Source organism: Arthrobacter sp. UYCu512 (assembly GCF_040547075.1).
Taxonomy (GTDB): Bacteria; Actinomycetota; Actinomycetes; order Actinomycetales; family Micrococcaceae; genus Arthrobacter.
In genome coordinates this window covers 1-12436 of record NZ_JBEPPA010000034.1, presented here as the reverse complement: position 1 = coordinate 12436, position 12436 = coordinate 1, and the positions used below count along the sequence as shown (strand labels likewise).

The window sequence follows — 12436 nt, the reverse complement described above, 5'->3', positions numbered from 1 at the left end:
GGCGTCGTCCGCAAAACCTACCTCCGCGGCCACCCCATCAACAACCACACCCCCCACGGCACCCTCCTGCGCCGCGGCGGCATCTAAACCCCACCCGGGCAGGCAGCATCGCTAAAGTGCCTGACGGTCAACCGGGCCGGCAAGAATCCCGGGAGAAACAGCTAGGCTTCGGATCATGACTCCTTCTTCGGAAGATCTTCCCATTCGGGCTCCCGATATTGCTGCGGGCGGCAAAGACCGCAGTTTCCGGTCGGAGCTCGACCGTCAGAGATACACCGCAGTTAATGCGGATTGGGCCGGTGGCCTGCCCGCCCAATACGGTGTGGCTCCCCGGGTGCGGATCGGTCAAAACAGATGGTTCAACCTGCTGTGGCTGATCCCGATCGGTCTCTTGCTGCTGCTGGTAGCTGTCGCGGTCGCCAAGGGCCTCCGGGGGCTCCCGTCGGTGCAGGATTTTCTCGTCCGCTATCCGGGCATCTCGGCATTGCCCGGTAGTGCGCCCGTCGGGTTCCCTGTGTGGGTCGGCTGGCAGCATTTCCTGAATATGTTCTTGATGATCTTCATCATCCGGTCCGGGATCACAATCATCGCCGACCACCCGCGGCTCTACTGGACCCGGCACTCCACCCCCGGCCGCGACTGGTTCCGGGTCCAGAAACCCGTACCGCCCAACCCGCTCTACACGGCGAAGGAGGATTCGATCACACTGCCGGACGGAGTCGGCCTGCCGGGGCGCCGGCACTCCATCGGCTTGGCCCGATGGTGGCATCTGGGCATCAACACCCTCTGGTTGGCCAACGGCGCCGTCTTCTTCGTGCTGCTTTTCACAACCGGACAGTGGATGCGCCTGGTCCCGCTGCACTGGGACGTCATCCCCAACGCGCTCTCCGTGACGATCCAGTATTTGTCGCTGGACTGGCCGACAGAGAGCGGGTGGAGCAATTACAACAGCCTTCAACTGATCGCTTACTTCATCACGGTTTTCATCGCTGCACCGTTCGCCCTTATTTCGGGGCTTGGAATGTCGCCGGCACTCTCCACCCGGTTCCGGCGCATCAGCTCCATTTTCAGCATCCAAGCTGCCCGGTCGCTGCATTTCCTGGTCCTGTGCTGGTTTCTGATGTTCATCGTCCTTCACATTGCCCTCGTAATGACCACCGGAGTCCTCCAAAACCTCAACCACATGTTCGCGGCCCAGAGCAACGAATCCTGGACGGGGTTCTGGATTTTTGCTCTCGCCATGATCGTCCTGATCGCCGCCTGGGTGGCAGCCACCCCATTCACCTATAGGCATCCACGGGTTGTTCAGAAGGTCGGATTCGCTTTGACCGGACCGGTGGAACGCCTGTTCGAGCACCTCGACGCCAAGCCTGGCCAATACACGGAAAAGGACATCTCCCCATACTTCTGGCACAACGGCAACTATCCGGACACCGAGCAATACCAACAACTATCCGCCGGCCACTTCACCAACTACAAACTCCGCGTCAACGGGCTCGTTGAGAACCCGTTGGAGCTGGACTTGGCACAGTTGCGGGCGTTGGAGCATCACGAGCAAATCACTCAGCACTTCTGCATCCAAGGCTGGTCCGGTGTCGCCAAATGGGGCGGCGTTTCCATGCGTACCATTCTGGACATGGTGAAGCCGAGCGCGGAAGCAAAGTGGGTGATCTTCTACTCCTTTGCGCCCGGCCCCGAAGGCGGCCTGTATTACGATGCCCACGCCGTCGAACAGATGGACCACCACCTGACCATGCTGGCCTATGACATGAATGGCGCCCCCTTGTCGTTTGGCCATGGGGCACCTCTGCGGCTCCGGAACGAGTCCGAGCTTGGCTTCAAAATGGTCAAGTGGATCGAAGGAATCGAGTTCGTCGAATCCTTCGCAGCTATTGGCGGTGGTCTTGGCGGATACAACAACGACCACGAATTCTTTGGCTACCGGCAATCGATCTAGCCCAACGTCCGCCCCCGGCGCCTGGGAATCTTGCTTTCGCACTGGAACTCGCCGCCGTACCCTTTTTCATTCGCGGCCGCAGCCCGGCCGAAACCACTGGCCTTGTCCGTTAGGCCCGCTGCTCGATGAGGGTGAGCTGGGTGCCGTCGGGGTCCACGAGAAACCCGGCCCGAAGACCCCACCCCTGCATACGGACAGGGCGCAGTCGCGGCATCCCGGTAGGGACGTCGGGCACCCCGAATCGGCGGATTGCCTCGTGCAGCTCGTCGACGTCGATGACGCGCAGGCAGCACATAAAGCTGCTCACTAGAGGGTCAAGGTCGGGGGCTGGGAAGAATTCCAGCTGCAAGCCACCTCGGGCCAGAATCATCCAACCCTCGTCGCGAAACACTCGCTGGAAACCAAAGCCGCCGTAAAAGGCTTCAGTCCGGTCGAAGTTTCGGGACGGAAGATTCGGCACAGCGCGGTCGATGACGGGATTCGAGACCATAAACCAATAATGGCAGAGGACGTACCTCTTCGACGTTGTCAACTTTGCCTCGGCATTAGTGCTTGCACTCGTGACTGTGAGCCGCTTCGAGCTAATCTCTTTGCCGTGATTGAAAACGCTGCAGTCTAAATGACTGCCGGAACCAGCCGCCAACTGTGCCAATCGAGATCCCCCGGCGTTTAACGGTAGCCTCCCAGCGGAAGATGGCAGCATGGGGGCATGACTCCTGCTCACGGTTTTTCCGGCATCTTCCGGCGTCCCCAACCCATCAAACCCAGGGCCGGTCAAGAATCGGTGTGGGACTACCCGCGGCCGCCAAGGGTCGAACCGCGACCGGACCGGGTCATCGTGCGGCTTGGCGGGGAGGTGATTGCCGACACCACCGATTCAGTGCGCGTCCTGGAGACCAGTCATCCGCCCGTCTACTACTTGCCATTGGAATCATTCCCGGCCGGTGTACTCGTCCCGGTCGAGGGCACCAGCTTCTGCGAGTTCAAGGGAGAAGCGCACTACTTCGACGTCGTTGCCGGCGGAGTCTCTGCTGCCAGGGCCGGGTGGATTTACCCGGAACCCGCCCGGGGCTTCGAGGCGCTCAGTACCCGGGTAGCGCTCTACCCCGGTCGCATGGAATCCTGCGAGGTCAACGGCGAGCAGGTGACGTTCCAGGACGGTGACTTCTACGGCGGTTGGATCACCACGCAGATCGTTGGTCCGTTCAAGGGCGGCCCCGGTACGGCCGGCTGGTGAGCACATCGGCCTTTCCCGCCGGCAACACTCGTCCGTGACTTCGTCTCTGGCGGCACAGTAGAACCAGTACAGCAACTCCCGCCGCTGCAGGTCCTGCGGGATGCCCCTGAAACGAAGAACACCGCCATTTCCAGCTGACCTTAGACCGCCGTGCCGGTCCGACCGTCACTGCCGTGGACGTCGGATAGATGCGAGTCTGAAAATCCCAGCGCCGCGGACACAACCTGGTGGTTTGGAACTGCGATCGGCTTTGATCTGTTCAAACTGTTCGGCCCTGGCGTGGATGATCTGGGTCAAGGCGTCCCCCTGGTGTTCGCTGATGGATTATGCGGTTCACGAAGGTCAGTCGCGGAGCGGGACACCGTTGGAATCGGTGCGGAAGTAGGCCGAGCCGGCGATGATCATGATGCCCTCAACGACGCCCCACAGACCGACGATGCCAAAGGTAAAAACACCCAGGACGAGCGTCAGGACGAGCTGGATGACCGCGATCTTGGTGAAGCCGAGGTAGAAGCGGTGGATGCCCAAGCCGCCGAGGAAGATGCCCAGGAGTCCGGCGACGACCTTGGACTTGGGCTGCGCGTAACCGTACGCGGGGTTCGGCATTGGCGGCTGTCCCTGGTACTGCGGCTGCGGGGCGTGGCCCGGGTACTGCGGCTGCCCCGCATATGGGTACTGCTGGCCCTGGTACTGCGGCTGCCCGGCATATGGCTGCTGCGGGCCGGCCGAATAGCCCGGCTGGGGCTGGGGCTGCGGCTGCCCGGCATAGGGGTACTGCTGACCCTGGTAGGGAGGCTGCGGCTGGGCGCCGGACGGGTACTGCTGGCCCGGGGAGGGCGGTACAGTGGGCGGCCCGTAACCTTCCGGCGGAACAGCATTGGAGTCAAAATTGGGCTGGGTCATGGTGGTGCCTTTCAATGGAGTGATGATGCAGTCACGGCAGTCCAGGCGGCAGCACCGTCAAAGACTGCTTCCCCCAAGAATCCACGTGCCGTCATCATTCTGACGGAACAAATCCGTCAGCGCGACACGACACATTGAATGTCCTAGCCAAAGGCCCGCGTAACCGACTCGCCGTTGAATTTAAGCGCAATTGCCTGCCGTTCGCTGCGGCTCACACAGCGGCTCTCGTGCCCGCACAACACCAAGAGCCCGAAGGCACCATGGGACTCGCTGTCCACGACTCCGCCGGGCACGCATCGACAGCCGGTGGTCAGTTGGCGCTGGGAGCAGGATGTTCCGGGTACACAGTGAATCGACCGTCGGAGTCCACGTCCACGCTGCGGCGACCTGCGCGGCTTCGCTCCGTGGCCGGCCCTGGCCGTGCCCTGCAGGATCACGACCGTGTCGTGGGACCAGACGGAACCGGCATCGTCACGCAGCGGCCAGTATCCCTCGTTGCCTGTGTCCAGGGTGCGGATGCCGAAGCCCGAGCACATCGCCAGAGCCAAGGCCCGGTCCAGATTCCCCAGCAGCGCTTCCACCTCGTCGCGGGGCATGCCCAGCCGATCGTGTCCGGTTTCGTCCGACCTATTGGTGAGCGCAGGACCTGTAGTCTCAGGGCATGCTCACGGCTGCAATCATTCTCATCACCGCGGCCCTGGCCTTCTACTCTGTTGGTGTGTGGGCCGAACATCGCCAGCGCGTTCTCAAGTGGTGGCATGCGGGGTTCTTTGGCCTGGGGCTGATCTGCGACGGCACCGGAACCTACCTGATGACCCAACTCGCGGCATCCGGGGCGGCCCGTGCAGGTGGAATCGGTGCAGGACTCAATACCATCATGGCCATAACCGGTACTGCGGCGTTGCTGCTTATGCTGGTCCACCTGGCATGGGCGGGCATCGTGCTTCTGCGCGACCGCGACGCTGAAAAGAAGCGCTTCCACAAGTTTTCCCTCCTCGTCTGGGCCATATGGCTCGTCCCGTATCTGGCCGGAGCCATCGGCAGCAATCTGCGCTGACCTGGCGCGGGACCGGTAAGGGGGCGGACTCCATGTGAACGAGGTCGGCGTCAAAAAGCGTCAAGTGGATGACCAGGATCGAATCCGTTGAAACGTCCGGGACATGGGCGGGCGTCATCATCGACGTAGTTAACGTCGACCAGGTCCTCATTGCCCAGGATGCCGGAGCCGTGGCAGTCATAGCGCTGGAACGCAGTCCGGCCGACGTCCGGGCCCAGGGCGGCCCGCATGTCCGATCCGGACATGATTGAGGCGAACATCGCCGCAGTGTCCATTCGGGTCATGGCGAAGGTCCGAATCGGCCACTTCGTCGAGACCCAGGTCATCTAGCCTGGCCGTGGCTGGTAACTGCACCAACGCCCAACTGACTCGCAGGTGGGGTCGTTTTGAGGGCTCAAAACGACCCCACCTGCGAGTCAGTTGGGCTGCGTGGGGTGGGTTGGTCACGCCACCGAAGACTCCAACATCCTCTGGTTAGCCCAGGTCCCGGACTAGCAGAGAACGAACCACGCACGCGATGGACCATTCCGTTGCCGCTAGGCGGCCCACGCGGTGCCAAACAGGTGTTCGGCCAACCGGAGCAAGTGTGCGGGCGCATCTGTTTCGTCGCCTTTGTCGCCGTGTCCAAGAAACACGGCCGTACCGCTGACTGTCTCCTCGAAATGTAAACCTGCTTCGCGCATCAGCACTTCGGCCCGGACGTTCTGGGGCAGGGGAATAAAGTCTGCTTCGTCGTTCAAATAGACATGCCAATCCCCGCAAGTGAACGCTTCAACATTTCCGTCAATCAAGGCTTGGCGTGCGGCCGGCGTTGTGTCGATCATTTCCATGCGAACGGCTTGGCCGAGGCGAGCCGGGATGATCAGGGCGTTACGTTGCGAGCGCATTCGAAATCCCTTCTTCGCAACCCTTTGTTCGTTGGTGAATTACAGAGCCTGCATGTCGCGTGACAGCGACCGCAAGCCGCTGGTGGGGTCCTATAGCCCAGCGCGCGGCTGCCGATCGTATGACCTGCGCGGTCTTCTACCGATGCGTCAACGCTGGTTTTTGCGAGGCTTTATGTACAGACTCGGGCTGGTTGCGCCTTTTTCTCTTTTGTCGGCCCTCTTTTCAAGAATCGACTTTCCCGCTTTTTTGGTACCGATATTTCTAGGGGACTTTCCTGACAATGGAATCACGCCTTTCTAAACGCTATCTATCGACAACCATACCCGCTTATATTTTTAATGCCAGTCCCCGAGTTGCCTGCCAATATTGACTGGTTATGGACGAAGGTTGGGCCAGAAATATTTACCTTTGACCGGGCCGGCTATTGCCCGTGGAAGGACGTAGTTGTTCCGCTCAGGACTGCCATGTTGGCCGTGAAGTGAACCATGCCTGACCTCCCGTTGCCGCTGCCGGTCATTCTGTGACTGCCACTTCGCTTCCGGCTGAAAGCCCACACCCGGGGTGAATTTTTGCGGCTATGACACGGTCGAACGAGGGGGGGCAAGTAGCTGTCATACCGTGGCCACAAAGGGTCGACACAGTCAGCCCTCCACCGCCGTGGACCTGATGGGGGCTCCGGCGCATACTGTGAGGATGAAATTCACCACGACCATCCTGGGCAGCGGAAACAAAGTCGGCATCGAGGTCCCAGAGGACATCGTAGTTGCGCTTGGTGCCGGGAGGCGGCCCCCGGTGGTTGTGACAGTCAACGGCAAAAGCTATCGCAGCAGCATCGCAGTGATGGGCGGCCAGAACATGGTTGGCGTCAGCGCGGTCAACCGTGAACTGACGGGGGTCTCTGCAGGGGACACTGTGGAGGTGGACGTCGAGGTGGACACCGAGCCGCGAATCATCGATGTTCCTGAGGACCTCGCCGCTGCCCTTGCGACGGAACCCGAGGCGAAGGCCTTCTACGCGACGCTGAACTACAGTAGCCAGCGGCGCTACGTGGAGCCAATCGCGAATGCAAAAACTGCAGAAACCCGCTCCCGCCGAGTCGCCAAGGTGGTAACTGATCTCAAGGCCGGTCTGAAATAGTGGGCGTTCCCTGGAGCACCTTCACCCAGAGTGCGGCCGCAGTTTCCTCGACCCGCACTAAGGAACAACGACCATGGCCGCTAAGCAACCGCTGAACATCACCTTTACCGCGCTTCTGGGCAGGGTGCGTCCGGGAGACACGTGGACCTGCGTCCAGCTTCCGGATTCGGCTCAGATCTTTGGCACCAGGGGGCTTGTCAAAGTAGCCGGCACCATTGACGGGTACCCGTTTACCGGAGCGTTTATGGCGCTGGGCGATGGCACACACAAGTTACCGGTCGCTGCGCCCGTGCGCAAAGCCATCGGCAAGGCTGATGGCGATAGCGTCGAGGTAAGACTCACCCAGCGGTTGAACTAAACCTCAGCTCCACGACGTCCCGGCGAGGGTTGCCTCTACGCACCCCCGAACGCGGGCGTAACAGGCTTAACATCAGCTGCCAAGCGGATCAGTATTTGCCCTTGATCACAAAGTAGGAGCCGCGGATAACGCCTGCCAGTTTTGACTTCTGGCGGGCGAACTTGAAACGTGACTCCAGTTCCGCTGGAATCTCCATGCCTTCGGCCAGTTTGAATCCAACCGCCCGTTTCCCGCCGTCCTCGATGCTGTACATAACGTTGATCGACAGCCCGGATTCGTAGAAAACGTAATCCATCCGTAAACCGCCGACTTCAAACGCGGTCGCCTCGAGCGGGCGGGAGCCGATGACGAGGTCGCGCTCGTCCTTAAGAATGCGGCTCACCCTATCGACTACTTCCGGAACCTCGCTTGCGGGGCTAACGGTGAAGACGTGGTCGTATTTGTTGCGGTAGTAGCGTCCCTCGTTGGCGCGTAACCCAGCGAGCGCCCCGGCGACCGGAGACGATTCCAGGCCGACAGTAGAAACGTTCGCGAAGTCAACAACGTATGGCATGCGCCCTCCTGACTAGATGTGTTGGACCAACGATAACGGGCCTTGTCTCGAGTGGCGTCCCTCCCTTGCACCGCCCAGCCATGTTTGTAGACTGCAAAGGTATTCACATATGCGGTTGGCCGAAGTTGGGAATGAAAATGGCGGCTTTTCGGGATCTCCACAACACTGCGTCGCCGCTGCTGCTCCCCAATGCCTGGGACATAGGGTCTGCCTTGGCATTTGCGACAGCAGGATTCCCGGCCGTCGGCACCACCAGCTTTGGTATTGCGGCAAGTGCCGGCCTCCCCAACGGAGGACGGTCCAGCAAGGCGGAAACCTTCGCACTGGCGGCGCAGCTGTGCCGCCTGCCTGTCCACGTCACGGCGGACATCGAAGACGGCTACTCCGATGATCCTGCCGAGGTTGCGGAGACTGTGGCCCGACTGGCTGCCCTGGGCGTGGCCGGGATCAACCTGGAGGACAGCACAGCCGGGCACCTGGTCGATCCCCCAGCCTTTGCCGAGAAGGTTGCCGCCGTCAAGCGACGCAGCCCGGAAATGTTTGTCAACGCCCGGGTGGACAACATTTGGTTCGGCGAACAGGCCACTGTGGATGCCGTCCTGCTCCGCGCCTCGGCCTACGCCGATGCCGGGGCGGATGGCATCTTTGTGCCCGGACTTGTGGTTCCGGAGGACATCCGGGCCATCACCGCCGGCATCGGGCTGCCGGTCAACGTGCTGGCACATCCCTCGCTGACTGTTGCCGAGCTGGGTGAGCTGGGGGTCCGGCGCGTAAGCTCCGGCTCCCTACCGTACCGGGCAGCTGTTGACGCGGCGGTGATGGTGGTCACGGCCCTTCGTGGCGGCCGGCAGGCGCCGGTCGCCACCCCGTACTGGGAGATGCAATCGCGCCTCGTAGCATTCAGCCAGCGCCCCACGGAGCCGTAGGAGGCCACCTGGATATGGGTGGTGTTGCTGCCCCGAATCGATCAATACGATGTTGACATGGAGCGACGGATCAACGATGTCCTGATTCATTACGTCGAGCACGGTGTCGGCATGCCGCTTATTGCGCTTCATGGCGCCGGTGTGGATCACCGCGAGATCGAGGCGGCGATAGAGGCCGTCGTCCCCGGCCCGGGATTCCAGCGGATCTACCCGGATCTGCCGGGGATGGGTCATTCCACGACCGAGGACCTGGGTTGCAACGACGATGTAGTCGCGCTCCTCGCTGACTTCATTGATCGGCTGGAGGCCGGACCGGTGATGCTGCTGGGGCATTCCTACGGCGCATATCTTGCGCGCGGAGTGGCCGCACAGCGGCCGGACATCGTGCGCGCTTTGGCCTTGCTATGCCCCGGCGCCGAGCGGTCTCAAAATGTGCCGGACCATCGGGTGATCTATCAGGACGATGACGCCTACGACGAACTCGAACCTGAGCAACGGCAGGGGTTCGATGAGTACTTCGTCGTGCGCACACCGGCCACCGCACGCCGTTACCGCAGCCATGTCGTGCCGGGTACAACGCTCGTCGACGCCAAGGGACTGGGCCGTATCTTCGCCGAATGGACGGTCGACGTCGGGTCTGGCACCTTCACGGGGCCGACCCTAATCGCGGCCGGACGGAGCGATGCGATCGTTGGTTACACCGACGCCATGGATCTGCTCGAGCGCTATCCGCATGCCAGCCTGGCAGTAGTAGAGGGCGCGGGCCATGCACTCATGCACGAACGGCCCGAGCTCCTCGCCGCGTTGCTCGGTGATTGGCTTGACCGGGCCCGGCCGGACGAAAAGTGATCGCCTTCGCCAGAAGACGAGGGCAAAGGCGTCGTTACCAGCCGCCGCGCGTGGGCGTATGTCCCTGTCGGGCGTCGTCGGGCATTGCCATTTCGGCCCGCAGGCCCAGGAGCCGGACCGGACGGCCAACTTCGATTCCGGCTGCGAGGTCCAAGGCCCGCGCGAGGATCTCATCCTGGTCGGAAGTTTCGGGAATCCTCCGCGCATGGGTCTTGGTGATGAACGGCGCGTACCTAACCTTCAGGGTCAGCCCCACCACGGGCCGTCCTTCCGCCCCAACATCCTCAAGCACGCGCGCTGTCAGCTCCCGCACGGCGGCGTCCACCTGGGCGGGCTCGGTCAGATCCCGCTGGAAGGTTGTTTCCCGGCTATGACCGCGGGCAACCCACGGGGTGGCGTCCACAACGCCGGCGCCGTCCCCGCGTCCGAGCTCCGCGTACCAGGGACCCATCCTGGGGCCGAACTCCGGGACCAGGTCCTGGGGGTCGGCCGCGGCGAGCTCCGCGACTGTTTTGAAGCCGAGTTTCGCCAGCCTGCCCGACACTTTGGTTCCGACGCCCCACAGGTCCTTGGTGGGCCGGCTGCCCATAACGTCGAGCCAGTTCCCGGCAGTGAGACGGAAGACGCCGGCCGGCTTGCCGAAACCGGTGGCGACCTTGGCGCGGACCAAGGTGTCGCCGATGCCCACGCTGCAATGCAACAGCGTTCGTTCCAGGACAGCGGCCTGCACGTGCCGGGCATAAGCTTCCGGGCTGTCAGTCTCAATGCCAACTAAGGCTTCGTCCCAACCCAGCACCTGCACGGTGGCACCGGGCTGCCCGCGCAAGGTAGCCATCACCGTTTCAGACGCCGCTAGGTAGGCCTCCTGATCGACGGGCAGGATCACGGCGTCGGGCACTTTCCGGGCCGCAATGCGTAGCGGCATTCCGGAACCCACACCGAACGCCCTGGCTTCGTAGGATGCGGTCGACACCACGGCCCGTTCCGTGGGGTCGCCCCGGCCGCCGACAATGATCGGTTTGCCCGCAAGCTCCGGCCGCCGCAGGACTTCGACTGCCGCGATGAACTGGTCGAGATCGACGTGCAGCACCCACCGGATTCCGTTCACGCCACCAGTCTGCCCTAAACATCCCTGGCAAGCGCCCGCTCCCATCGGGTGGTGAGCAGAGCGCCCCAAGACAACTGACGGCCGCCCCGTTGCCGGGGCGGCCGTCAGTTTCAGTGCGCGGTCTTAGTGTTCCGCTTCTGCGGCAGCCTTCTCGGCGTCCTTCTCGGCACGCAGAGCCTCCGTTTCGTGCCGTTCCTCGGCTTTTTCCCGGTGGATGACCTCTGCGAAGAGCTTCTCCATCTCCTTGGCCACGCCGGCGGCTGAAGCCGGATTCTGGCCAGTGACCAGCCGGTCGTCAACCACAACCTTCTCCTCAAAGACATCAGCGGAGACGTGGGTGGCGCCCTGTTCCTCAAGCCGGTCGGCCAAAAAGAACGGGATGACCTTGTCTTTTCCCGCGGCAACCTCCTCGTCGTTGGTGAAGGCCGCCACCTTCCGGCCCTCGACGAGGCGAAGCCCGTTCTCCAATTCCACGTTCAGCAGGCCGGCCGGTCCGTGGCAGACCGCGCCCACCAAGCCGCCGGCGTTGTAGACGCTGGCGACGAGGTTCTGCAAGCCTTCGCTGTCCGGGAAGTCCCACATGGTGCCGTGGCCGCCCACGAGGTAGACGGCGTCGTACTGTTCGGGATCAACGACGTCGACTCGGGCGGTGTTGTAGAGACCGGCGCGCGTTGCCTCGTCCTCCGTGAAGGCAACCTGGATGGGATCTTCTGAGTCCACCTCGTCACGTGGGGGCTGGCCGCCTTGGATGGACGCGAAGTCGACGAAATGCCCGGAATCCTTGAAGACCTTCCAGGGATGTGCAGCCTCGGCCACGTTGTAGCCGGTCTTCTCGCCCGTACCGGGGATCTCCGAAACGCTTGTCAGTACCATAAGAATCTTCTTCATAAAATGCTCCTATCGTCGAATTCCAGCCTACGCCAAGCCTAATTCACGCCCGACGCAGGTGGCAGTCGGCTGCCTGGCAACTCTGCGGATTCCGCACGGATCACGGCCAGGGCCCAGCGATCGCCTAACGCGGTGACCGCTGCCTCGATCGGGCATCCCGACCGCCGCTCAGCCTTCTGCCACTAGGTGTACTCAGCCAGGACGTTGGTTACATGTTGAAAGGGTGAAGACCTCTTAGGTTGGTGGTTACCACACACACCAAACGACTAAGAGGTCTTCATGGTCCACCGTAATGCCCGTCTGACTCCTGCCGGTAGAAGCATCCTTGTCCAGCGTGTTCTGGGCGGCCGTCCCGTGGCGCATGTGGCGAAGGAAATGGGTGTTTCCCGTGCCTGCGCCCACCGGTGGTTCCGGCGATATCTGGAGCACGGCTCGGACGGTATGGAGGATCGCTCGTCCCGCCCGCGTTCGTGCCCGCATGCCACCCCCTCGGCGAAAATCGACGAGGTCCTCGAGGCGCGGGTAAAGCACCGCGAGGGCCCGGTCGAACTGGCCGAACGCTGCAACGTCCCGGC

15 protein-coding genes and 1 pseudogene are annotated in these 12436 nt (G+C 62.3%); 9 read left to right on the top strand and 7 right to left on the bottom strand.

Annotation, left to right across the window (positions count from 1 at the left end; translation table 11 throughout):
• Positions 1–175: 175 nt before the first annotated feature.
• A complete protein-coding gene (locus ABIB49_RS18795; RefSeq protein WP_354157615.1) occupies positions 176–1957 on the top strand; it encodes a molybdopterin-dependent oxidoreductase in 1782 nt (593 codons plus the stop codon).
• A gap of 109 nt (positions 1958–2066) precedes the next feature.
• Here the strand turns inward: ABIB49_RS18795 and ABIB49_RS18790 are convergent, their stop codons facing one another.
• A complete protein-coding gene (locus ABIB49_RS18790) occupies positions 2067–2447 on the bottom strand; it encodes a bleomycin resistance protein (protein ID WP_226775736.1) in 381 nt (126 codons plus the stop codon).
• Between the two features lie 219 nt (positions 2448–2666).
• Here ABIB49_RS18790 and ABIB49_RS18785 point away from each other — a divergent pair, with 219 nt between their 5' ends.
• Complete coding sequence (locus tag ABIB49_RS18785; RefSeq protein WP_226775737.1) at positions 2667–3194, top strand: DUF427 domain-containing protein; 528 nt, start codon at positions 2667–2669, stop codon at positions 3192–3194.
• Positions 3195–3536: 342 nt separating this feature from the next.
• Here ABIB49_RS18785 and ABIB49_RS18780 read toward each other — a convergent pair whose 3' ends face one another.
• Positions 3537–4097: a TM2 domain-containing protein gene (locus ABIB49_RS18780; protein ID WP_282360802.1), complete on the bottom strand. Its 561-nt coding sequence runs from the start codon at positions 4095–4097 to the stop codon at positions 3537–3539.
• 143 nt (positions 4098–4240) lie between these two features.
• A complete protein-coding gene (locus ABIB49_RS18775) occupies positions 4241–4693 on the bottom strand; it encodes a hypothetical protein (RefSeq protein WP_226775739.1) in 453 nt (150 codons plus the stop codon).
• Between the two features lie 65 nt (positions 4694–4758).
• Between ABIB49_RS18775 and ABIB49_RS18770 the strand changes: the two genes are divergently transcribed.
• The gene (locus ABIB49_RS18770; protein ID WP_226775740.1) at positions 4759–5154 is read left to right on the top strand and encodes an HsmA family protein; all 396 of its coding nucleotides are present in this window, start codon (positions 4759–4761) and stop codon (positions 5152–5154) included.
• Positions 5155–5222: 68 nt separating this feature from the next.
• A pseudogene (locus tag ABIB49_RS18765) lies at positions 5223–5481 on the top strand (pyridoxal 5'-phosphate synthase lyase subunit PdxS); the annotation flags it as partial.
• Positions 5482–5690: 209 nt separating this feature from the next.
• Here ABIB49_RS18765 and ABIB49_RS18760 read toward each other — a convergent pair.
• The gene (locus ABIB49_RS18760; protein WP_226775741.1) at positions 5691–6041 is read right to left on the bottom strand and encodes a DUF3846 domain-containing protein; all 351 of its coding nucleotides are present in this window, start codon (positions 6039–6041) and stop codon (positions 5691–5693) included.
• Between the two features lie 694 nt (positions 6042–6735).
• Between ABIB49_RS18760 and ABIB49_RS18755 the strand changes: the two genes are divergently transcribed.
• Both ABIB49_RS18755 and ABIB49_RS18750 read left to right on the top strand, forming a co-directional pair.
• On the top strand, positions 6736–7179 hold the full coding sequence (locus tag ABIB49_RS18755; protein ID WP_226775742.1) for a YdeI/OmpD-associated family protein: 444 nt from the start codon (positions 6736–6738) through the stop codon (positions 7177–7179).
• Between the two features lie 73 nt (positions 7180–7252).
• The gene (locus ABIB49_RS18750; RefSeq protein ID WP_226775743.1) at positions 7253–7537 is read left to right on the top strand and encodes a DUF1905 domain-containing protein; all 285 of its coding nucleotides are present in this window, start codon (positions 7253–7255) and stop codon (positions 7535–7537) included.
• Between the two features lie 88 nt (positions 7538–7625).
• On the opposite strand, the gene ABIB49_RS18745 is transcribed toward ABIB49_RS18750, so the two are convergent.
• The gene (locus ABIB49_RS18745) at positions 7626–8090 is read right to left on the bottom strand and encodes a DUF8821 family protein (protein WP_253032922.1); all 465 of its coding nucleotides are present in this window, start codon (positions 8088–8090) and stop codon (positions 7626–7628) included.
• Between the two features lie 137 nt (positions 8091–8227).
• Between ABIB49_RS18745 and ABIB49_RS18740 the strand changes: the two genes are divergently transcribed.
• Positions 8228–9016, top strand: a complete 789-nt coding sequence (locus tag ABIB49_RS18740) for an isocitrate lyase/PEP mutase family protein (RefSeq protein ID WP_226775745.1) — start codon at positions 8228–8230, stop codon at positions 9014–9016.
• Positions 9017–9073: 57 nt separating this feature from the next.
• The gene (locus ABIB49_RS18735) at positions 9074–9865 is read left to right on the top strand and encodes an alpha/beta fold hydrolase (protein WP_354157614.1); all 792 of its coding nucleotides are present in this window, start codon (positions 9074–9076) and stop codon (positions 9863–9865) included.
• Between the two features lie 34 nt (positions 9866–9899).
• On the opposite strand, the gene ABIB49_RS18730 is transcribed toward ABIB49_RS18735, so the two are convergent.
• A complete protein-coding gene (locus ABIB49_RS18730) occupies positions 9900–10973 on the bottom strand; it encodes a DNA polymerase IV (protein ID WP_502913841.1) in 1074 nt (357 codons plus the stop codon).
• 123 nt (positions 10974–11096) lie between these two features.
• Positions 11097–11861, bottom strand: coding sequence for a type 1 glutamine amidotransferase domain-containing protein (locus ABIB49_RS18725; RefSeq protein WP_226775747.1), 765 nt, complete (start codon positions 11859–11861; stop codon positions 11097–11099).
• A 279-nt stretch (positions 11862–12140) separates the two neighbouring features.
• Between ABIB49_RS18725 and ABIB49_RS18720 the strand changes: the two genes are divergently transcribed.
• Positions 12141–12436: leucine zipper domain-containing protein (locus ABIB49_RS18720; protein ID WP_354157613.1), on the top strand; the 296-nt coding region annotated here is incomplete at its 3' end.